This window comes from Acidimicrobiales bacterium, assembly GCA_035536915.1.
Taxonomy (GTDB): domain Bacteria; phylum Actinomycetota; class Acidimicrobiia; order Acidimicrobiales; family JAHWLA01; genus JAHWLA01.
In genome coordinates this window covers 130,573-150,255 of sequence record DATLNE010000032.1, presented here as the reverse complement: position 1 = coordinate 150,255, position 19,683 = coordinate 130,573, and the positions used below count along the sequence as shown (strand labels likewise).

The window sequence follows — 19,683 nt, the reverse complement described above, 5'->3', positions numbered from 1 at the left end:
GCCCGTCAGATTCGCACAGGAAAGCCGACGACGCGCTCCAGCTCGTCGAGGGCGGCGTCGGGATCCTCCACCTTGATCGTCGTCATGCCCATGGCCCGGGCGGGCTTGAGGTTCACGCCGAGGTCGTCGAGGAACACCGCTTCGTGCGGTTCGATGTCGAGCAGTTCGCACGCCAACTCGTAGAAGCGCACCTCGGGCTTGCGGATGCCGACCTTGCTCGACTCCACCACGGCGTCGAACAACGCCACGATCGCCTTGATCTCCGGCGGCCCGTCGCCCCAGGCGAAGTTGTTGGTGAGCAGCCCGACCTTCAGCCGCTCCTTGCACCGCTTTACCGCCTCGACCACCTGGGGGCGGATGTCGCCCAGCAGCAAGGCCAGCACGGCACGGGCGTCGACGGTGTGGCCCGCCTCGGTCGCCTCGGCTTCGAACAGCTCGCAGAAGCCGTCGATGCTGACCTCGTTGCGCTCCAGCTTGGCCCAGGCGTTGTCGTGCGGGTTGGCCGCGTTGAGGGTGCGGAAGAAGTCGCGCGGCAGCCCGTGCTCCTCCTCGAAGCGGCGCATCGCCTCGAACGGGCTCGACAGGATGACGCCTCCGAAGTCCCACAGGACGGCCTTGATCACGGCGGGCATCCTAGGGAGGGTCCCAGCGGTCGCTTAATCTGCTGGGACCGTGTCTGAACGAAGTGTCGTCGTCGACGGCTCCAACATCGCCACCGAAGGTCGCTCGATGCCGAGCCTCAACCAGTTGGTCGAGGCTGTGGCCGAGTACCAGAAGGAATTCCCCGACGACGAGATCATCGTCGTCGTCGACGCCACCTTCGGCCACCGCATCGACGAATCGGAGCGAGCCGCCTTCGACGAGGCGGTCGCCCACAACGAGATCGTGTCTCCGCCTGCCGGCGCCATCGGCCGGGGCGACGCCTTCCTGCTGCGCATCGCCGACAAGGTGGGCGCCACCGTCCTGTCCAACGACTCCTTTCAGGAGTTCCACGGCGAGCACGAGTGGCTGTTCAACAACGGACGGCTCATCGGCGGCAAGCCGGTGCCCGGCGTGGGCTGGATCTTCACCCCCCGCACGCCCGTGCGCGGGCCGCGGTCGCGCACCGCAGTGGCCGAAGCCAAGCGGGCCAAGCGCCCGGCCAAGGTCGAAGGGGCGCGGTCGAAGAAGGTGGCCAAGGCCATCGAGGTGGCCACCGACGAAGCGGTCGAGCCCGAGTCGCCCTCGGCCCGTCGCCGCCGGCGCCGCCGTAGCGGCACGGCCGCGGCGCCTCCTGCCGAGCCCGTCAACGAGCCCCTGTCGTTCATCCAGTTCGTGGCCGACCACAAGCCGGGCAGCGAGGTCGACGGCGAGGTCGAGAGCTTCTCGTCGCACGGCGCCTTCGTGATGGTGGGCGAGGCCCGGTGCTACATCCCCTTGAGCGCCATGGGCGACCCCGCCCCCCGAGCCGCACGCGACGTGCTGCGCAAGGGCGAGACCCGCCGGTTCGTGGTGCAGGCCCTCGACCCGCCCCGGCGGGGCATCGAGCTCGCCCTGCCCGGGTTCGTACGGGTGGCGGGCACACCGACCGACGAGACCGTCGAGGAAGAGATCGCTGCCAGCAAGCCCGCGGCCACGCGACGGCGGGCCAAGAAGGCGGCGCCCCCCGAGGCCGCCCCGGTGAAGGCTGCGGCCAAGCGGACGACCAAGAAGGCGGCCGCTCCCGCCCCCGAGCCCGAGGCGGCGCCCGCGGAGGCACCGGCCAAGAAGGCGCCGGCCAAGCGCACCAAGAAGACCGCCGAGCCGGTGGCTGAGGCGCCCGCCAAGAAGGCACCCGCCAAGAAGGCCGCGCCCGCCAAGAAGGCGGCAGCGACCAAGAAGGCGGCGCCCGCCAAGAAGGCGGCAGCGACGAAGAAGGCTGCTCCCAAGAAGGCCGCGGCCACCACCAAGGCAGCGCCTGCCAAGAAGGCACCGGCCAAGAAGGCGGCCCCCAAGAAGGCAGCACCCGCCAAGAAGGCCACCACGACGAAGGCCGCGGCCAAGAAGGCGCCTGCCAAGAAAGCGGCCAAGAAAGCCACGTGAGTTGCCACAAGTGCGCGTCCCCACGCGCACAACTGGCAACCGAGTGAGGCGGGCCTAGGGTTGGGGGCGATGCGCATCGCCACCTGGAACGTGAACTCCCTCAAGGCCCGGATGCCCCGGGTGGAGGAGTGGCTCGCCTACGCCCAACCCGACGTCCTGTGCATGCAGGAGACCAAGCTCTCCGACGCCACCTTCCCCACCATGGCCTTCGACGCGCTCGGCTACGAGAGCGCCCACCACGGCAGCGGCCAGTGGAACGGCGTGGCCATCCTCAGCAAGGTCGGCATCGACGACGTGGTCGAGGGCTTCTGCCAAGGCATCGAGGCCGACCACGACACCCGCCTCATCAGCGCCACGTGCGGCGGCGTGCGGGTGAGCAGCGTCTACGTGCCCAACGGCCGGGCCCTCGACGACCCGCACTACCAGTACAAGCTCGGTTGGTTCGAGCGGCTGCGCACACACCTGGAGAACACCTGCGACCCCGACACAGCGGTAGCCGTGTGCGGCGACTACAACGTCGCCCCCGAAGACCGCGACGTGTGGGACCCCAAGCGCTTCCGCAAGACCACCCACACCTCCAAGCCCGAGCGCGACGCCCTCAAGAACCTGGAGGACTGGGGGCTGCAGGATGCCTTCCGCGCCCTACACCAGGAGGAAAAGCTCTACACCTACTGGGACTACCGGGCGGGCGACTTCCACATGCACCGGGGCATGCGCATCGACTTGATCCTGGCCTCCAAGCCGCTGGTGGAACGGGCCCGCTACGCCCTCATCGACCGCTTCGCCCGCAAGGGCAAGTTGCCGTCCGACCACGCCCCCATGCTCGTCGACTTCGACCTCGACGGCGCATGAGCAACGGCTGGGGCGAGCTCGTCCGCCGCGCCCTCGACGCCGAGCTCACGCCCGACCGCGCCGCCCGCCGCCACATGGGCGATGCCGTCCGCCGGCTCATCGAGCGGCTGATGTCGCGCGCCATACCCGCCGACGCGTTGAACGAGGCCGCCGTCGCCGTCGAGCAGCTCAGCGCCCGCTTGGCCGAGTACGAGGGCAGGCGTGACCTCGACGGCTTCGGCGAATCCGCCATCGCAGGCACGCCCACAGCCCTGTTCGACCACAGCCCTGAAGTCGGCCAGGGCAACCCGCTGGCCCCGCCGCTGGTCCTCACCATCGACGGCGACACAGTGACGGGGCGGGCCTGCTTCAACGCCGCCTACGAAGGGGCGCCCGGCTGCGTACACGGCGGGCATGTCGCCGCCGCCCTCGACGAGGTGCTCGGCATGGCCAACGCCATGAACGGCGTCCCGGGCATGACCGGCACGCTCACCGTCCGCTACGTCCGCCCCACGCCGCTCTACACCGACCTGCGCTTCGAAGGACGGGTCGACCGCATCGACGGGCGCAAGATCTTCACGTCGGGCCGCGTGCTCGACGGTGAGGAGGTGACGGCCGAGGCCGACGCCGTGTTCATCACCGTCGACTTCGAGCGCATCGCCGCGCTCTACGACAAGCGCAAGCAGCCCGGCGACTAGCGACTAGCGACTACCGACGGGCGTTGACGCGGCGCCGCTCGACGTCGCCCGAGAACACCCGGAAGTCCTCTTCCACCACGAACTCGCCCAGCGGCAAGGGCAGGGCGGCGGCGCCGCTGCCCCGGAACGGGCGGGGCCGCCGCGGCTCGGTGCGCCCGGTGCTCCCGCTGCGCCCTCGGTAGACGATCACCGAGGTGGGGTCGGGGGAGGCTTCCAGCGCGGCCCGCACTGTGTCGGAGAACCGGAACCGTGCCCACGCCGCGTCGTTGGGGAACTTGGCTTCGAACACCACCCCGCATTTCTGGTGGTGCCACCCCCAGTCGAGGGCTCCGTGGACCAGTGCTGCTTCGACCAAGCTGTCCCCCCACGCCTCCGCCCAGAGCGAGGCGGCGAAGGAGCCGTCGAAGACCTCGAACGACATCCAGAACGCCACGGCGCTCAGGATACGCAGTCGTCCGCCGTCTCGCGTCGCCGCCGCAACGCCAACGCCGCACCCAGCGCCGCAGCACCCAGGCCGAAGCCCACCTCGAGCCCGCCACCGGTGGCAGCCAGCTCGCCGCCGGTGGCGCGACCGACCTCGTCGCTCTTGCCGCGCCCCCGGCCGTCACCCGGTCCAACCGAGCCCGCCAGCTTGAACGGCGCGGCGATCACGAGTTCCACGTTGCGGTCCTCCGGCGTGCCCAGCGCTGTGGCCAATCCGACCTGGTAGTCGTTGGCCGACAGCTCGCGGCTGATGGCCGCCAGCGACAGCACGTCGGTGGCGCCCACTGTGGTGGTCGGCGGCGCCGCGTGCTCCACGGTGACGCCGAACAGCGACAACGTGCCGTCGCGGTTGTCGACGATCTCCACGATGCGGGCCTGCTGCGGGTAGTCGACGTGGGCGGCGGTGAGCACCTCCCAGAACCCGCCGGCGCGGCTCGCCGGGTCGGGGTGGGGTACCACCCGGTTCTCGTGGCTGTGGCCGTTGACCCACAGCACCACGTTGGGGAACCGGTGCAGCAGCGCCTTGATGGCATCGCCGGTGACTCGCTGCCCGCCCGTCGAGGGGTCGGGGAAGACGTTGGTCATGGCGGCCAGGTTGTGGTGGCTGAAGACCACGACCAACCGATCGGCCGCCGAGGTGCGCACCTCCACGCCCGCGCTGTCGAAGTAGCGCGACGACACCGCCCGCAACTGCTGCTCCAGCCACGCGAACTGCGCCGGGTCGATCGAGCCCTCGGCGTAGCCGCCCCGGTTGCACGTGTCGAGCACGATGCCCGTGACCGCGGGCGCAACCTCGAACGAGTAGTAGAGCGTGTTGGTGGCCACGTTCTCCTCGGTGAGGCCGTGGCCGTCGTGCGTGCCGTGGAGGTGGGCGGCGGCGAACTCCACCGAGCTCACGAACCGCCGCTTAGGGTCGGGGGTGACGGGGCGGGCGGGGGCGACGGCGAGGGCGGCGAGCACGGAAGGGTCCTGCTCGACCAAGCCACGCTGGAAGTCGGTCGGCGAGATGCCCGCGGGCAGGTTCACCACCTTCACCGAACCGGTGGCGACGGCCTCGAAGGCGCTGTTCTCCGGCGCGTTGCCCTGCACCAGCCCGTCGTGGTTGCCGTTGACGGTGAACCAGGGCGCGGTCAGCCCGGTGGCCGTGAACGGCGCCACCGCGGCCACCAGGAGGCCGGGGTAGGCGGGGAACCCGTATGTCTTCTTGTACTGGTCGCCCTCGGGGTCCTCGTCCTCGGGGTGCCAGTAGTGGGGGTCGAACGTGAGCGGGTCCTGGTCCTGCACCCCCTCGTAGGCGGGGCCGCCGCTGTTGGGTGCCAGCGGGCCGCCGTCGAGCAGGGTGAGGAACCACTCCAGCTCGTTCGCCTGCTGGTTGTCGATGTTGTCGCCGGTCGACACCGCGCAGTCGAACGGCCGCCCGGTGACCGGCCCTTGCCCGATGTCGTTGATGCGCCGCACCATCGACTCGGCCACCTGGGCGGTCAGCACCTCTTGGGGCCGCTGCGCCGAGGTGAAGGGGTTGCCGTAGCGGTCGAGGAACTCCACCCGGGCCGGGCTCTGGGCGTCGATGACGTGCACGTCGGTGAGGTGCACGATCGAGGCCACGCCTTCCCGGCGGCCCTCTCGTCCCGGCTTGGGCTCCACGCCGAGCGTCCGCACCACAAAGGGCCGGCCGGGGCCGGAGGTGAGCCGTCGGTAGGGGCCGTTGCCCGTCGGGATGATCGTGGCTTCCAGCGTCGTGCCCCGAGGCGACGCCAGCCCGGCCAGCGCCTGGGCCGCCGCCCGCTCGGAGCGGAACAGGCCGGGCGCCACCAACCCGCCGGCTGCCACGGCGCCGACCCCACCAAGGAACCCGCGCCGGGAGATCTCCACCATGGGCTTGGTTATCCCACCCGGCGGAACTGACGAACCCGTCAGGCCAGGTGGGTGCGCAGCTTGCCCAGGCCCGTGCCCAAGGCGTTGCGCAGATCGACGTCAGGAACGCCCAGTTGGTGGTGCAACTGCTCCAACGACAGGACCGGTGCGCCGCCCAACCCGTAGACCGAGGTGATGACCCGGCGCTCCAGCGGCTCCAGGTCGTCGAAGACGTGGGTGGAAGGCGACGTCAGCGAGAGCAGGTCGTCGTCGACGTCGGCGTCGAGGTCGATGGTCTCGGGCGGGCTGTCGGGGTAGGGCCACCCGTCCTCGGCAGGCCAGAGAAAGGTCGGTGGCATACCGCGGTTGTCGCGCCGGAAAGGGCTCCCGTCAACCCTCGATCCACTGGTCGAGGGCACGGGCTTCGAGCTGGGCGTGCTCCGCCATGCCCGCCACGATGGCCTTCTCCACCCGTCCGCCGACCAAAGGGAAATGCACCCGCAATTCCCCCTCGGCGGTGCGAATGGTGCCGGCGCCGTCGGTTTCCAGGTGGGTGCGGTAGCTGCACGTGAGCCGGCCCGTGTAGTGCTCGGGAAGGATGCGGTGCTCGCTGCGGTGGGTGGCGCGGTCGACGGTGGCGCTGTCGACCCAGGTCAGCCGAGCGGGGTCGACCACTGCGGTCACGGCCGAGGAGAGCTGGCCCGCAAAGGCGTAGCGCACGTCGAGATGCACGATCTGGCCCACCTCTTCCCGGCGCAGCAGCTCGGGCCGCCCCAAGTTGGGCAGCTCGGCCAGGCGGTCGAGGAAAGCGGGGTCGACCAGGGCGTCCTCGACGGCCGACAGGGGTGCTTCGAAACGCTGTTCGATGCGGAACCGCACCGTCTGAGACTACGACCCGGCGCGGGCGACCACGTCGAGCAGCGACGGGCCGAAGGCCGCCGCCTTCAGAGGGCCGAGCATGGCCTGCAGTTCTGCAGAGGTGGTGGGCCGGGCCTCGGCCACTGCCGCGAGCACGGCATCGGGCACCACGGCGGCGGCCGGGACACGCGCGGCGCGGGCCTGGTTGGCCCGCCAGCGCTGCAAGGCGTCGAGCACGCGGTCGCCCTCGGGGCGGGGCGAGCAGCGGCGAGCCCGGAACGGTGCGGCGGCAGCGGCCACGGCGGCCACGGCGGCTTCGATGTCGGCCAGCCATGGCGAGGGGCTGCGCAGCCGCCCGTTGCGTTCGGCCGCCCACGAGCAGTGCAAGGTGGTGACGGCCCGCGACAAGGCCACGTAGAGCAGGCGGCGTTCTTCCTCGTCGTCGCCTCCCGCCACCGGCACCAGCCCGTCTTCGACGCCGGCCACGAACACGGTGGGCCACTCCAGCCCCTTGGCCCCGTGGAAGGTGGCCAGGGTGACGGCGTTGGCGTGCCCGTCGCGGTCGTGCGGGCGCACGACGGCGTGCAGCCACGACACGAACCCCGGTCCCGACGGCGACCGGTCGAAGCGCTGGTACTCGGCGGCCAGTTCCACCAGCGGCTCGACGGTGAGGTCTTTGACGGCCGAGCGGAAGGGCACGGCAGGCGGCGTGTCGACCAGCGCCCGCAACTCGGCCTTGGCCTCGGGCGTGCGCAGCCAGGCGTTGCCCGGCGAGGCATGGGGGATGCCCCGAGCTCGCAGCGCCGCTTCGAGCGGGCGCAGTTGCGCATTGGTGCGCACCAGCACGGCGATGTCGGACCACGGGGTGCCCGGGGCGTGGGCCAAGCGCACCTGGCGAGCGACATCGTGGGCTTCGAGCGGCGCAGTGTCGTGGCGGCGAACCGTGGGTAACGAGGCGCCGGGGCGGTCCGCGTGCCGCGGCGGACGCGGCGGGCCCGCCCCACCAGTCGTTTCCGGGAGGACCGACGCAGCCACGGTGACGATGGCGCCGGTCGACCGGTAGTTGGTGTCGAGGCGCACGGCCTCGGCGGTCGGGAAGTGCTCGGGGAACCGGGCCAGGAGGGTGGGGTCGGCGCCGTTCCAGCCGTAGACGGATTGGTTGGGGTCGCCCACCACGGTGAGGTCGAGGCGGTCGCCCAGCCAGGCCCGCAGCAGGCGGAACTGCAGCGGGTTGACGTCCTGGTACTCGTCGACGAAGAAGTGGCGGAAGCGCCAGCGCAGCGCCTTGGCGAAGGCGGGGTCGGCCTCGATGGCCTCGGCGCAGCGCAGCAGCAGGTCGTCGAAGTCGAGCAAGCCGAGGCGCTGCTTGTCGGCCTCGTAGCGCTCGTAGTCGGGGTCGCCGGTGGGGCCGATGCCCTGGGCCTTGGCCCGCTCGATGCGGGTGGCCACGTCGCGAGGGACGAGGCGCGTCTTGTCGCGCAGGATGGCAGGCGCCCAGCGGCCGTCGTCGAGGGCCCGGCGGCGCAGCTGTGCCCAGGCCAAGGCGTGAAAGGTGCCCACGGTGACGCCTTCGACGCCGAGGGCAGCCAATCGGCTGCGTAGCTCGCCCGCCGCCTTGCGGGTGAAGGTGACGGCGAGCACGTGGTCGGCCTCGGCCTCCTGCGTGCGCACCCGGTAGGCGATGCGGCGGGTGAGGACCCGGGTCTTGCCCGAACCTGCGGCGGCCAAGATGGCGAGGGGGGCGGCCTGCGACGTGACCGCGGCCCGCTGGGCGGGATCGAGGTCGTCGAGCAGGTCCATCCTGTCGAGCGTAGGAACGGCGCCCGGCAACGAGGTGGATGCCCGCGAGGACCAGGGGACGCCGGCGGGCGGGGGGTCCCGTCGGCATCCGGCCCGGTCCCTACGCGACGGAGCCCCAAGTAGCCGATTCGACGCAAGCGTCGCCCGAACTTCTTGGGGCCCGTCCGTCGGTCCTCCGCCTCCGTACGCCCCTCGCCTTGCGGCTCGGGACGGACCTGGTGTGCATCTTCCGGAGAAGCTGCGCCACCCTCGACTTCGGACCTCCCCCGGCTCTCTCGCTCTTCGCTCCCGAGTCGGGCGTCGGCCTGAGGCCTTCATCCTGCTCGGTCGCTCCGTGCGTTCCTGCCGGAGTGATTCGCAGTGTGCGCCTGCTGTGAATAGGCGTCAAGGGGGTATTCATAAATCCCCAGGTCTTCCCCCGGGTAATGGCAGAAATCCCCCGGCGCGTCCACAGGTTGTCCTTCGATTACCGTCGCCCGGCGATGCTGAAGGCCTTCGCCGGCGGCCGCTTGTTCGGCTCGCTCCACGGCACCCCGCCGCCCCGGGTCCTCGCCCTCCACGGGTGGGGGCGCACGTCGCGCGACTTCGACGGCGTGCTGGCGGGCTGCGACGCCGTGGCTCTCGACCTGCCCGGCTTCGGGGCCACGCCGCCACCGCCGGAACCGTGGGGGGCGGCGGCCTATGCCTCCGCCGTGGCCGAGGTGGTCGACGAACCGGTGGTCGTGGTGGGGCACTCGTTCGGCGGACGGGTCGCCGTGCACCTGGCCGCCTCCCGGCCGGAGTTGGTGCGGGCGCTGGTGCTCACCGGGGTGCCGCTGCTGCGCCCGCCCGGGGCGGTGCGGCGCAAGCCTGCGTGGCAGTTCCGGCTGGGCCGGGCGCTGCACCGGCGCGGGTTGGTGGGGGATGCCCGCATGGAGACGCTGCGCGGGCGCTACGGCTCCGCCGACTACCGGGCCGCCCAGGGCATCATGCGGGCCGTGCACGTGGTGGCCGTCAACGAGACCTACGAGGAGCAACTGCGGGCGCTGCGCTGTCCCGTGGAGTTGGTGTGGGGCGAGGGCGACACCGACGTGCCGCTGTCGGTGGCGACAGCCGCAGCCTCGCTGCTGGCCGACGCCACCGTGACCGTGCTGCCCGGTGTGGGCCACCTGGTGCCCACCGCGGCGCCCGCCGACCTTCGCGCCGCCATCACCCGCGCAGTCCGGAGTACATAGCGTGCGGAAAAGGCACGCTATGTACTCGGGACGTGAGGTGGTGCGGCGGTGAGGCTGTTCGCGGTGTTGGTCGGGCTGGCCGCCGCGGGCGCGGGCGGGCTGCGGTGGCTGCGGGTGGCCCAGCGCGAGCACTACCTGCCCGGGTCGGTGTCGCGCTTCGCCCTCCGCTGGTGGCAGTTGGGCGCCAACCGGCTGCTGGCGGTGGCGGGCGTGCTCGGCGTCGTGCTCTCGACGGGCTCGCCGCTGGCCGGCGTGGTCGGCAGCCTGGCCGTGGCGACGGGACCGTTCGGCCTGTCGGTGCTGGGGCGCACGGCGCCCTTGGCCTGGACCCGCCGCATGCGCACGCTGGCCGGCGTGTGGGCCGGGCTGCAACTGCTGCTCGTGCTGGTCGGCTGGGTGGTCGGTTTGCCGGTGCCGTTCGCCGTGCTCGGCGCCCTGCTCGTCCCCGTCCTCGTCGACGCCGCCCTGGCCGTCACCAAGCCGATCGAGGACCGGCTGGCCCAGCCGTACGTCCACCAGGCTTCGATCCGGCTCAAGCAGGTGCGCCCCACGGTGGTGGCCGTCACCGGCTCGTACGGCAAGACCACCACCAAGGGCTACATCGCCCACCTCGTCGCGGGCACCAAGGCCGTGGTGCCCACGCCGCGGTCGTTCAACAACCGGGCCGGGCTGGCCCGGGCGATCAACGAGCACCTGGCGCTGGGCACCGAGGTGTTCGTGGCCGAGATGGGCACCTACGGCAAGGGCGAGATCGCCGAGCTGTGCCGCTTCGTGCCGCCCTCCATCGCCGTCATCACCGCCATCGGCCCCGTGCACCTGGAGCGCATGAAGACCGAAGAGGGCATCGTCGAGGCCAAGTCGGAGATCCTCGAGGGCGCCTCGGTGGCCGTGCTCAACGTCGACCACCCGTTGCTCGCGGCGCTGGCCGACAAGGTGGAGGCGACGGGCAAGCGAGTGGTGCGCTGCCGGGCCGCCGATGCGCCGGCCAACCCGCCCGAGGGCGCGCACCCGTCGAACGTGGCGTGCGCGGTGGCCGTGGCCCTCGAGCTCGGCGTGCCTGCCGACGTGGTCGAGTCCCGGGTGGCGGGGCTGCCGGTGGCCGAGCACCGCCTCACGGCGTCGACGGGTTCGGGCGGGTTCACCATCGTCGACGACACCTACAACGCCAACCCCGCAGGCACCACAGCGGCGCTCGCCGCCCTGGCCCGTCATGCGCAACCCGGGCACAAGCAGGTGGTGGTGACGCCGGGCATGGTCGAACTGGGGCCGCGCCAGGCCGAAGAGAACCAGCGCTTCGCCGCCGCCGCCGTGGCGCAGGCCACGCACTTCGTGGTGGTGGGCCACACCAACCGGGCGGCGTTGCTGGAAGGGGCCCGAGGCGGGCAGGCTGAGGTGCTCGTCGTGGAGACGCGCGAGGACGCCGTGGCCTGGGTGCGCGAGAACCTGCAGCCGGGCGACGCTGTCCTCTACGAGAACGACCTGCCCGACCATTTCCCCTAGGAGCCCGCTGTGCCCAACCCTGCCGTGATCTTCGGCGGTCCGTCGCCCGAGCACGACGTGAGCATCCTCACCGGCTTGCAGGCGGCCCGGGCCCTGGGTGCGGTGACGGCGATCTACTGGGCCAAGACCGGCGACTTCTTCGAGGTCGACCCCGCCTCGGAGGGACGTGACTTCCTCGACGGGCCGCCCCGCAAGGCCCCGCAATTGCGGCTGGTGGCGGGGGAGGGCTTCGTCGGCAAGAAGCGGCCGCTCGACCTGGGCCCGCTGGTGAACTGCTGCCACGGCGGCCCGGGCGAGGACGGCACCTTGCAGGCCGCACTCGACCTGGCGGGCTTGCGTTACACGGGGCCGACGGTGGCGGGCGCCGCGTTGGGCATGGACAAGTTGGCCTTCGGCAACGTGATGACGGCCGCGGGCCTGCCGTCGCTGCCGCGCACCGGGGGGCTGCCTGCGTTCGGCGGGCCGTGGATCGTCAAGCCCCGCTTCGGCGGATCGTCGATCGGCATCGAGGTGGTCGACGATGCCGACACGCTTGCCGCGCTGGCCCAGTCGTCGCCCCACCTGCGCAACGGCTACGTGGTGGAGCCGTACCGGCCCGAGGCCTACGACCTCAACGTGGGCGTGCGGTCGTGGCCGTCGGTCGAGCTGTCGATGATCGAAAAGCCGGTGCGCTCCACGGGCGGCAGCATCCTGGGCTTCGCCGACAAGTACCTGGCGGCGGGCGGCGAAGGCGGCATGGCGTCGGCTCCCCGAGAGCTGCCCGCCGTGCTGCCGGAGGCGTTGGAGAAGCAGGTGCGCACCATCGCCTCGCAGGTGGCCGAGTTGGCGGGGGTGCGGGGCGTGGCCCGCATCGACTTCCTGGTCGACGGCGACGACCTGTTCGTCAACGAGGTCAACACCATCCCCGGCTCGCTGGCCAAGTACCTGTGGGATGTGCCGTTCCCAAGCCTGCTGGCCGACCTGCTGGCCGAGGCCGACCAGCGGCCCACGCACCACTACACGGCGGCGGGGGCCGACGGCACCGCGCTGCGTTCGGCCGGGAGCATCGCGGGCAAGCTCGGCTGATGGTCGAGGTCGAGCCTGCTCGGTTCGCCGAGCTGGTGGGGGAAGCGCTCGACAGCATCCCGCCCGAGCTGGGCCGGTTGATGGACAACGTCGCCGTCATGGTCGACGACGTGTCGCCCCCCGGCGGGCTGCTGGGGCTGTACCAGGGCGTGCCGCTGACCGAGCGGGGCGACTACACGTTCGCCACACCCGACCGCATCACCATCTTCCGGCGCTCGATCTGCTCGGCGTGCTCGACGGAGGCCGAGGTGGTGCAGCAGGTACGGGTCACCGTCGTGCACGAGGTGGCCCACCACTTCGGCATCGACGACGACCGCCTCGACGAGCTCGGCTGGGCCTAGCCGGATCTGTTCGGGTGCCAGAATGCCGCCATGGGGCACTTCGCAGTGAGCGCCGTGGGGGCCGACCGGCCGGGGATCGTGGCCGCCGTGACCGGCGTGCTGGTCGACACCGGCTGCAACATCGAGGACTCGTCGATGTCGATCCTGCGCGGGCACTTCGCCATGATGCTGGTGGTGGCCGGGCCCGACGCGCTCGACGCCTCGCAGTTGGAACAGGCGCTCAGCGCCCCGGCCCGTGACCTCGACCTGGTGCTGGCCGTGCGGGCCATCGACGACGACGTGCCCGCCTCGCCCGAGGGCGACGAGTGGACGGTGTCGGTCTACGGCGCCGACAAACCCGGCATCGTGCACCAGGTCACCCGCCTGCTGGCCGACAACGGGGTGAACGTGACCGACGTGACCACCCGCGTGATCGGCGAGGCCGAGCGCCCGGTCTACGCCATGCTGCTCGACGCCACGTTGCCGCCCACCGTCGAAGCCGCCGACGTCGGCCGCCGCCTCGACGAGCTGGGCCGCAGCCTCGGGGTCGAGTGCGCCATGCACCCGTCCGAAGCCGACATCCTGTAGCCGGTACGCCATGCCCGTCCGCCCCGTCCTGCGGCTGCCCGAGGCGGTCCTGAAGCAACCGGCCAAGCCGGTCGAGGGCATCGACGACGCCGCTCGCGCGCTGGCCCAGGACCTGCTCGACACCATGCGAGTGTCGCCCGCGTGCGTGGGCCTGGCCGCCCCGCAGATCGGCGTCGGGTTACGGGCCTTCGCCGTCGACGTGACCGGGCATAAGAAGGCCCGCTCGTGCCATGGCGAGCTCGTGCTGTTCAACCCCGAAGTGGTGCTGGCCCACGGCCCCGTGGTCGGGCGCGAGGGGTGCATGAGCGTGCCCGACCTCACCGGCGACGTGGCCCGGGCCACCAAGCTGGTCGTGCGCGGCATCACCGTCGAGGGCGAGGACCGGGTGCTACAGGTCGACGCCTTCGAGGCCCGTGCGTTCCAGCACGAGATCGACCACCTCGACGGCCTGCTGTTCCTCGACCGGGTGGCGTCGGCCGACGCCGTGTTCCACCGAAAGGTCTATCGCTAGTGCTTCGTCCAGGAACCTCGGCCGCGTGGCATGGCGAAGCGGCGGCGCCGCTCGGAAGGCGCGACGACGAAGGAATACCTGGAAGGTATTTCGAGGAGGAGCAACGCCGCGAGCGGGGTCGCTGGTCGCCAGGACATCGCAAAGGTTTCTGGACGGAGCACTAGGACAGCTCCACGCCGCCGACGATGAGCCACCGTGTGACGCCGGTCAGACAGCTTTGGCCGGCACTGCTGTCGGGGACGATCTGGAACTGGCCGAACGCCTCCGACAACGGGTCGCCGACGAACCAGGTCGTGCCGACCAGCTCGTGGTCGTGTTCGTGGTCGCCGTGCACTTCGCCGTGGCCGCTCCACGACGCGCACCGGCCTGTCAACACGCCTTGGCCGCTGAAGCTGTTGCGGAACACCGTGTTGAAGGGATACCCGAACATGCAGACGCCTTGGACGTTGAAGAAGTAGACAGTGCTGACGAGGGCATCGACGCGGATGGGCGAGGCGGTGTGCAGGACACCGTGACCGTTGCACGACCCGGTCTCGGCCGCCATCGCAGCGGGCGGCGCACTTATCAGCAGGCTCGCCGCCAGCAAGGTCACGGGAAAAACGGCAGCACGGCGCATGGTCGTCTCCTCGACGGGGTGGTCACCTTGAATACGACCGACTGGCGCCCAAGTGTCACTCGTTTCGGGAGTGCGGCGCCTACCATCGACAGCGATGCCCTTCCCGCGGAAGCTGCTCAACGAGGGTGAGGACATTGTCCTCGACCTCCGGCCCCACTGGTGGGCGCTGGTGAAGCCTGCGCTGGCCGTCGTCGTGGCTGCCGCCTTGGTCGTCCTCGTCGCCAACGCCGTCGACCACGACCTGCCCACGTATGCGGCCGTCGCCGTCCTCATGTTCACCGTCGTGTGGATGGTGGCCCGTTACCTGGGCTGGGCGTCGACCAACTTCGTGGTGACCACCGACCGGCTCATTCACCGGGCGGGCGTGCTCGGCAAGTCGGGCCGGGAGATCCCGCTCGAACGGGTGAACGACATCGCGGTGAGCCAGACGTTTCTGGAGCGGCTGATCGGTAAGGGCGACCTGCTCATCGAGTCGGGGGGCGAACGGGGCCAGCAGCACTTCACCGACGTGCGCCGGCCGTTCGTGGTGCAGAACACCATCTACCGGGAGATGGAGCGGGCGGGCGCCCGTGACGCCGAGCGGGCGACAGGGGTGCGGGAACGGTCGATACCGGAGCAGATCGAAAAGCTCGACGAACTCCGCCAACGCGGGGTCGTCTCGCAGGCCGAGTTCGAGGCCAAGAAGGCCCAACTGCTCGAACGCATGTGATGCGGGTCGTCAGCCTGGTTCCGTCGGTCACCGAGACGCTCCTGGCGTGGGGGGTCGAACTGGTGGCGTGCACCCGGTTCTGCGAGCAGCCGTCGCTGCCCCACGTCGGTGGCACCAAGAACCCCGACAACGCCGCCATTGCGGACCTCCGCCCCGACCTGGTGGTCGTGAACGACGAAGAGAACCGCCGGGAGGACGCCGAGGCCCTGGCCGATGCCGGCATCGACGTGCACGTGGTGACAGTGCGGTCGCTCGACGACGTGGCGCCCGCACTGGTGCGACTGGCCGAACGGGTGGGCGTCCACTTCGAGCCGTGGCCGCCGGTTGCGTCACCGCCGCCGGCGGCGGTGAAGACGGCGTTCGTGCCCATCTGGCGGCGGCCGTGGATGACGCTGAACGCCGACACCTACGGCTCGTCGGTGCTCGCTGCGGTCGGCATCGCCAACGTCTTCGCCGATGCGCCCGAGCGCTATCCCACGATCACGTTGGAGGACGCCGTCGAGCGCCATCCCGACGTGGTGCTCGCACCCACCGAGCCCTACCCGTTCCGCATCGACCACGTGCCGGAGCTGGAGAAGGTCGCCCCGGTGGAGGTGGTCGACGGCAAAGACCTCTTCTGGTGGGGCGTCCGCACCCCCGCTGCGGTCGAGCGCCTGCAAGCCGCACTCCGGAGTACATAGCCCACCGAAAAGGTGGGCTATGTACTCCAGACGGTGGTTTGGTTGTGGCGGCGCTGAACCGGGAACGGGTTGTCCATGGAAACCGGCACAGTTGTCCTCATCGCAGTCGTACTGCTCGTCGTGGCTGCCGTTGTCGTTGTCGCCATGAAGCAGAAGTCGCGCAGGATCGATTCCAAGCGCGAGCAGGCGGCCGAGCACCGTGAAGCGGCGCACGCTACCGGCCTGGAGGCCGACCGCCGGGCCGCAGAGGCCGACGAGCGGGCGGCGCGGGCGCGGCGTGAGCAGCTCGAAGCCGAGCAGGAGCGGGTGGAGGCTGAGAAGGTCCGCAGCGAGGCCGCCGACCTCCACCGCAAGGCCGACGAGATCGACCCTGACCTCGATGACAGCGACGCCGACGACACACAGGCCACCGGTCGCCGGTAACGGCAACGGTCGGAGTTCCTACCGGTTCGAGACGACCGAGCGGTCCCCGGCCCGCAACCCTTCGATGATGCGGCGGTACGCGCCTGCCGAGTCGTCGCCCATCGAGTCGAGGTGGCTCCACTCCACGCCGCCGTCGCCTCGGCCGATGCCGTAGAGGCCGAAGCGGGGCTCGTAGGTGCCCCACTCGTAGTTGTCGGCCAGCGTCCAGTGGAAGTACGCACCGACCGGTATGCCCGCGTCGAGCGCCGCCACCAACGCGCCGAGGTTGGCGGCCAGGTACCGCGGCCGCGTCCACCGGTCGCGCCGCGGGTACGACAACGTGCCCGCCACCCGGTTGCACAGCCCGTTCTCCACCACCCACAGGTCGAGGCCCGGCTCGGCGTTGAGCTCGGCGTAACGGGTCAGCCCCTCGGGCCACACGGTGTCGTCCCACAGCTTGGGCGGCGGCACCCGGAGGTGGCTGTGCACGATGGGGTCGTAGTAGTCGACGGCCACCACGTCGAGCGTGCGCTCGCACGGGCTGTCGTATGCAGCGGCGATGGCACGGGGCAACGCCTTCTCCATGGGCACGGCCGAGTTGATGCGCTTGCGCAACAGCCACTCGAAGCGGCTGGGCGCCCGCAACGAACGGGCGTGGTACTGCTCCCGCCGTTCCCGCAACCACGGCCCGATGTCGTAGCGCCCCACCCCGTTGCTGCGGGCCAGCAGCACGTCGAGCAGCAACCGGTCGGGCTCGTACACCGACATCGGGTAGGTGTTGGTGGTCACCACGGCCTGCGGCTGGCGTTCCTTGATCACCTCGTAGGCCAGCACGTGGCCCGCCAGCATGTGGTCGAGCACCCGCACGGCCTTGCCGATGTTGAGCTTGCGCCCCGGCGGGAAGTAGCCGAGGACGTACGACTGCACGGCGTAGACGTTGGGCTCGTTGATCGTGACCCAGTGGCGGCACCGCCCGGCGAACCGGTCGACGGCCAAGGCCACCCACTCGGCGAAGCGCTCGGGCGAATCGGGCCGCAGCCAGAAGTCGACCCCGAGCCACGCCGGGTGCGTGAAGTGGTGCAGCGTCACCAGCGGCTGCAGCCCCCGGTCGTGGCAGGCGTCGAGGATGGCGTTGTAGTGGTCGACCGCCACCTCGTCGACCTGGCCTTCCACGGGCTCGCACCGCGCCCACTCCACCGACATGCGGAAGGCGTCGCACCCGGCGGCCACCGCCCGGTCGAGGTGCCGTTCGTACTTGGTCCAGAACTCGACGGCGGCGCCCGACCGTTCGACCCGCCCCGACTGCTCCCACTCGGCCCAGTTGTTGGCGGGCTGGCCGCGGTCGTTGTAGCCGCCCTCCACTTGGAAGCCCGCGGTGGCCACGCCGAAGCGAAAGCCCGCGGGCAGCGCCCACTCGCTCATGCCAGCCCCAGCGCGCCGGCCAGCCGCTCCAGGGCGCCGACGTCCCACGGCGCCCGCAGGGCGATGTTGACCTGGTCGGCACCGGCCTCGACGTAGGCGCCGACCCGCTCGACCAACTCGGCCTCGGAGCCCCGCAGCACGCCGGGTGCAACCGCCGCGGCGATGTTGCCGAACTGGGCGGCCAGGTCGTCGTCGTCTCGCGCCAGGCCCACGTTGATCGCGCTGCGGACCTCCGCCGGGTCGCGCCCCACCGCCTCGCAGTGCGAGTGCAACACCGCCCGCTTGCGGCCGAAGTCCTCGGCCGACAGGAACGGAACGTTCCAGCCGTCGGCGTACTGCGCGGCGATGCGCAACGTGCGCCGTTCGCCGCCGCCGCCGATCCACACCGGCAGTGCGGCCTGCACCGGCCGGGGCTCGTTGCGGGCCGCCGCCAAGCGGAAGTGGGTGCCGTCGAAGGTGGTGACCTCGTCGTGCAACAACCCCCGAACGCACGCGGCGGCTTCCTCCAGCATGTCGAGCCGTACCCCGACTGCCGGGAAGGGAATGCCGTAGGCGTCGTACTCCAACTGGCTCCACCCGGCGCCGAGCCCGACGGCGGCGCGCCCGTGCGAGAGGTGGTCGATCGTGGTCACCGCCTTGGCCAGTACGGCCGGGTGCCGGTAACCCACGCAGTACACCAGGGAGCCACACGTGACCCGCTCCGTGGAGCACGCCAGCGCGGCGTGGGCGGCCACCGCTTCCAAGCAGTCGGCGTCGCCCGTCATGTCGGCGGCGTAGAAGTGGTCCCAGATCGAGATCCACCCGAACCCGAGCGACTCGATGCGCTGCCACAAGGCCACCAGCTCGTCGACCGTGGTGCGCTGGAGCCCCGTGTGCACGCCGAAGACCGTCATGAAGGGACCGTAGTATCGCCGGCCATGACTGGTCCTCTTACTGGCATCCGTATCGTCGAACTCGCAGGGATCGGACCCGGCCCCTTCGCCGCCATGCTCCTGGCCGACCTCGGCGCCGACGTCGTCCGCGTGGAGCGGTCGGCCCTCGTCTCCGGCGAGGTCGACCGTCCCCACTGGGACATCCTCAACCGCGGCCGTCGCTCCATCGGCGTCGACCTCAAGAACCCCGACGGCGTCGAGACCGTGCTGCGCCTGGTCGAGCAGGCCGACGCGATCATCGAGGGCTTCCGCCCCGGCGTGACCGAGCGCCTCGGCCTCGGCCCCGACGCCTGCCTGGCCCGCAACCCCCGCCTCGTCTACGGCCGCATGACCGGGTGGGGCCAGGACGGCCCCTACGCGCAGGCTGCAGGCCACGACATCAACTACATCGCCTTGGCGGGCGCCCTCCACCCCGTGGGCCGGGCGGGCCAAGCCCCGGTGCCGCCGCTCAACTTCGTGGGCGACTTCGGCGGCGGTGCGCTGTACCTCGCCTTCGGGATCGCCGCCGCGCTGGTGGAGGCGGGCCGCTCAGGCCAGGGCCAAGTGGTCGACGCCGCCATGGTCGACGGCGCCGCCAGCCTCACCACCATGTTCCACGCCATGATGGGCGTTGGCTTGTGGACAGAGGGCCGGGGCACAAACCTGCTCGACACCGGTGCCCCCTTCTACGACGTCTACGAGTGCGCCGACGGCGAGTACGTCTCCATCGGCTCGATCGAGCCGCAGTTCTACGCCGAGCTACGCCGCCTGGCCGGCCTCGACGACCCCGCCTTCGACGCGCAGATGGACAAGTCGGGGTGGCCGCAGCTCAAGGAGCGCATGGCCGAGGTGTTCCGCACCAAGACCCGTGACGAATGGTGCGCGCTGATGGAGCACACCGACGTGTGCTTCGCGCCGGTGCTGTCGATGACAGAGGCCGTCAAGCACCCCCACAACGTGGCCCGCCAGACGTTCGTCGACGTCGCCGGCGTCACCCAGCCCGCCCCTGCGCCTCGTTTCTCGCGCACGCCTGGCGCCGTGCAGCGGCCGCCTGCGCAGCCCGGCCAGCACACCGACGAGGTGTTGGCCGACTGGGGCTTCGCAGCCGACGAGGTCGCCAAGCTGCGGGAGGCTCGGGCCATAGCCTGACCTCCCGCGCG

22 protein-coding genes are annotated in these 19,683 nt (G+C 71.2%); 13 read left to right on the top strand and 9 right to left on the bottom strand.

All coding sequences use genetic code 11. The features are described from left to right. Positions 1-5: 5 nt before the first annotated feature. Complete coding sequence (locus tag VM938_09260) at positions 6-623, bottom strand: HAD-IA family hydrolase (protein HVF75227.1); 618 nt, start codon at positions 621-623, stop codon at positions 6-8. Positions 624-672: 49 nt separating this feature from the next. Between VM938_09260 and VM938_09255 the strand changes: the two genes are divergently transcribed. The 3 genes from VM938_09255 to VM938_09245 all read left to right on the top strand — a co-directional run bounded on the left by VM938_09255 (position 673) and on the right by VM938_09245 (position 3,590). Then, on the top strand, positions 673-2,061 hold the full coding sequence (locus VM938_09255) for a S1 RNA-binding domain-containing protein (GenBank protein ID HVF75226.1): 1,389 nt from the start codon (positions 673-675) through the stop codon (positions 2,059-2,061). A 69-nt stretch (positions 2,062-2,130) separates the two neighbouring features. Beyond that, positions 2,131-2,913, top strand: coding sequence for an exodeoxyribonuclease III (locus VM938_09250; GenBank protein HVF75225.1), 783 nt, complete (start codon positions 2,131-2,133; stop codon positions 2,911-2,913). Further along, positions 2,910-3,590, top strand: coding sequence for a PaaI family thioesterase (locus VM938_09245; GenBank protein ID HVF75224.1), 681 nt, complete (start codon positions 2,910-2,912; stop codon positions 3,588-3,590). The genes VM938_09250 and VM938_09245 overlap by 4 nt, the downstream gene beginning before the upstream one ends. 10 nt (positions 3,591-3,600) lie before the next feature. On the opposite strand, the gene VM938_09240 is transcribed toward VM938_09245, so the two are convergent. The 5 genes from VM938_09240 to VM938_09220 are packed head-to-tail and all read right to left on the bottom strand — an operon-like array spanning position 3,601 to position 8,585. Beyond that, positions 3,601-4,023 carry a hypothetical protein gene (locus tag VM938_09240; protein ID HVF75223.1) on the bottom strand — a complete coding sequence of 141 codons (423 nt, stop codon included), beginning with the start codon at positions 4,021-4,023 and terminating at the stop codon, positions 3,601-3,603. A 5-nt stretch (positions 4,024-4,028) separates the two neighbouring features. Further along, on the bottom strand, positions 4,029-5,948 hold the full coding sequence (locus VM938_09235) for a TIGR03767 family metallophosphoesterase (GenBank protein HVF75222.1): 1,920 nt from the start codon (positions 5,946-5,948) through the stop codon (positions 4,029-4,031). A 38-nt stretch (positions 5,949-5,986) separates the two neighbouring features. Next, the gene (locus VM938_09230; protein ID HVF75221.1) at positions 5,987-6,286 is read right to left on the bottom strand and encodes a hypothetical protein; all 300 of its coding nucleotides are present in this window, start codon (positions 6,284-6,286) and stop codon (positions 5,987-5,989) included. Between the two features lie 31 nt (positions 6,287-6,317). Continuing rightward, entirely contained in the window at positions 6,318-6,806 is a 489-nt protein-coding gene (locus tag VM938_09225) for a DUF2505 family protein (GenBank protein HVF75220.1), read from the bottom strand. Positions 6,807-6,815: 9 nt separating this feature from the next. Then, a complete protein-coding gene (locus VM938_09220) occupies positions 6,816-8,585 on the bottom strand; it encodes a UvrD-helicase domain-containing protein (GenBank protein HVF75219.1) in 1,770 nt (589 codons plus the stop codon). Between the two features lie 482 nt (positions 8,586-9,067). On the opposite strand from VM938_09220, the gene VM938_09215 reads away from it, so the two are divergent. From VM938_09215 to def, 6 genes are read left to right on the top strand one after another with little or no spacing between them, the layout of a single operon-like run. Beyond that, a complete protein-coding gene (locus VM938_09215) occupies positions 9,068-9,799 on the top strand; it encodes an alpha/beta hydrolase (GenBank protein HVF75218.1) in 732 nt (243 codons plus the stop codon). 48 nt (positions 9,800-9,847) lie between these two features. Beyond that, positions 9,848-11,299 (top strand): UDP-N-acetylmuramoyl-tripeptide--D-alanyl-D-alanine ligase, encoded by a 1,452-nt coding sequence (gene murF, locus VM938_09210; protein HVF75217.1) that lies wholly within the window; start codon positions 9,848-9,850, stop codon positions 11,297-11,299. A gap of 9 nt (positions 11,300-11,308) precedes the next feature. Beyond that, positions 11,309-12,364: a hypothetical protein gene (locus tag VM938_09205; protein ID HVF75216.1), complete on the top strand. Its 1,056-nt coding sequence runs from the start codon at positions 11,309-11,311 to the stop codon at positions 12,362-12,364. Continuing rightward, positions 12,364-12,705: a metallopeptidase family protein gene (locus tag VM938_09200; GenBank protein HVF75215.1), complete on the top strand. Its 342-nt coding sequence runs from the start codon at positions 12,364-12,366 to the stop codon at positions 12,703-12,705. Before VM938_09205 ends, VM938_09200 begins: the two co-directional genes overlap by 1 nt. A 30-nt stretch (positions 12,706-12,735) precedes the next feature. After that, a complete protein-coding gene (locus VM938_09195; GenBank protein ID HVF75214.1) occupies positions 12,736-13,272 on the top strand; it encodes an ACT domain-containing protein in 537 nt (178 codons plus the stop codon). Between the two features lie 10 nt (positions 13,273-13,282). Next, positions 13,283-13,783, top strand: a complete 501-nt coding sequence (gene def, locus VM938_09190) for a peptide deformylase (protein ID HVF75213.1) — start codon at positions 13,283-13,285, stop codon at positions 13,781-13,783. A 160-nt stretch (positions 13,784-13,943) separates the two neighbouring features. On the opposite strand, the gene VM938_09185 is transcribed toward def, so the two are convergent. After that, positions 13,944-14,399, bottom strand: coding sequence for a hypothetical protein (locus VM938_09185; protein ID HVF75212.1), 456 nt, complete (start codon positions 14,397-14,399; stop codon positions 13,944-13,946). A gap of 94 nt (positions 14,400-14,493) precedes the next feature. On the opposite strand from VM938_09185, the gene VM938_09180 reads away from it, so the two are divergent. The 3 genes from VM938_09180 to VM938_09170 all read left to right on the top strand — a co-directional run bounded on the left by VM938_09180 (position 14,494) and on the right by VM938_09170 (position 16,211). Continuing rightward, complete coding sequence (locus tag VM938_09180) at positions 14,494-15,108, top strand: PH domain-containing protein (protein ID HVF75211.1); 615 nt, start codon at positions 14,494-14,496, stop codon at positions 15,106-15,108. Beyond that, positions 15,108-15,788, top strand: a complete 681-nt coding sequence (locus VM938_09175; GenBank protein ID HVF75210.1) for a helical backbone metal receptor — start codon at positions 15,108-15,110, stop codon at positions 15,786-15,788. The genes VM938_09180 and VM938_09175 overlap by 1 nt, the downstream gene beginning before the upstream one ends. A 75-nt stretch (positions 15,789-15,863) precedes the next feature. After that, positions 15,864-16,211 carry a hypothetical protein gene (locus tag VM938_09170; GenBank protein HVF75209.1) on the top strand — a complete coding sequence of 116 codons (348 nt, stop codon included), beginning with the start codon at positions 15,864-15,866 and terminating at the stop codon, positions 16,209-16,211. An 18-nt stretch (positions 16,212-16,229) separates the two neighbouring features. Here the strand turns inward: VM938_09170 and VM938_09165 are convergent, their stop codons facing one another. Together VM938_09165 and VM938_09160 are read right to left on the bottom strand one after the other, a co-directional pair. Further along, positions 16,230-17,612 carry a family 1 glycosylhydrolase gene (locus tag VM938_09165; GenBank protein HVF75208.1) on the bottom strand — a complete coding sequence of 461 codons (1,383 nt, stop codon included), beginning with the start codon at positions 17,610-17,612 and terminating at the stop codon, positions 16,230-16,232. Further along, positions 17,609-18,505, bottom strand: coding sequence for a TIGR03560 family F420-dependent LLM class oxidoreductase (locus VM938_09160; GenBank protein HVF75207.1), 897 nt, complete (start codon positions 18,503-18,505; stop codon positions 17,609-17,611). The genes VM938_09165 and VM938_09160 overlap by 4 nt, the downstream gene beginning before the upstream one ends. 24 nt (positions 18,506-18,529) lie before the next feature. Here VM938_09160 and VM938_09155 point away from each other — a divergent pair, with 24 nt between their 5' ends. After that, on the top strand, positions 18,530-19,672 hold the full coding sequence (locus VM938_09155) for a CaiB/BaiF CoA-transferase family protein (GenBank protein ID HVF75206.1): 1,143 nt from the start codon (positions 18,530-18,532) through the stop codon (positions 19,670-19,672). Positions 19,673-19,683: the final 11 nt, after the last annotated feature.

Coding starts and splice junctions, on each gene's coding strand:
- VM938_09250 (HVF75225.1), top strand. CDS start 2,131: ATGCGCATCGCCACCTGGAACGTGAACTCCCTCAAGGCCCGGATGCCC.
- VM938_09245 (HVF75224.1), top strand. CDS start 2,910: ATGAGCAACGGCTGGGGCGAGCTCGTCCGCCGCGCCCTCGACGCCGAG.
- VM938_09235 (HVF75222.1), bottom strand. CDS start 5,948: ATGGTGGAGATCTCCCGGCGCGGGTTCCTTGGTGGGGTCGGCGCCGTG.
- VM938_09230 (HVF75221.1), bottom strand. CDS start 6,286: ATGCCACCGACCTTTCTCTGGCCTGCCGAGGACGGGTGGCCCTACCCC.
- VM938_09220 (HVF75219.1), bottom strand. CDS start 8,585: ATGGACCTGCTCGACGACCTCGATCCCGCCCAGCGGGCCGCGGTCACG.
- VM938_09215 (HVF75218.1), top strand. CDS start 9,068: ATGCTGAAGGCCTTCGCCGGCGGCCGCTTGTTCGGCTCGCTCCACGGC.
- VM938_09200 (HVF75215.1), top strand. CDS start 12,364: ATGGTCGAGGTCGAGCCTGCTCGGTTCGCCGAGCTGGTGGGGGAAGCG.
- VM938_09195 (HVF75214.1), top strand. CDS start 12,736: ATGGGGCACTTCGCAGTGAGCGCCGTGGGGGCCGACCGGCCGGGGATC.
- def (HVF75213.1), top strand. CDS start 13,283: ATGCCCGTCCGCCCCGTCCTGCGGCTGCCCGAGGCGGTCCTGAAGCAA.
- VM938_09185 (HVF75212.1), bottom strand. CDS start 14,399: ATGCGCCGTGCTGCCGTTTTTCCCGTGACCTTGCTGGCGGCGAGCCTG.
- VM938_09180 (HVF75211.1), top strand. CDS start 14,494: ATGCCCTTCCCGCGGAAGCTGCTCAACGAGGGTGAGGACATTGTCCTC.
- VM938_09175 (HVF75210.1), top strand. CDS start 15,108: ATGCGGGTCGTCAGCCTGGTTCCGTCGGTCACCGAGACGCTCCTGGCG.
- VM938_09170 (HVF75209.1), top strand. CDS start 15,864: ATGGAAACCGGCACAGTTGTCCTCATCGCAGTCGTACTGCTCGTCGTG.
- VM938_09165 (HVF75208.1), bottom strand. CDS start 17,612: ATGAGCGAGTGGGCGCTGCCCGCGGGCTTTCGCTTCGGCGTGGCCACC.
- VM938_09160 (HVF75207.1), bottom strand. CDS start 18,505: ATGACGGTCTTCGGCGTGCACACGGGGCTCCAGCGCACCACGGTCGAC.
- VM938_09155 (HVF75206.1), top strand. CDS start 18,530: ATGACTGGTCCTCTTACTGGCATCCGTATCGTCGAACTCGCAGGGATC.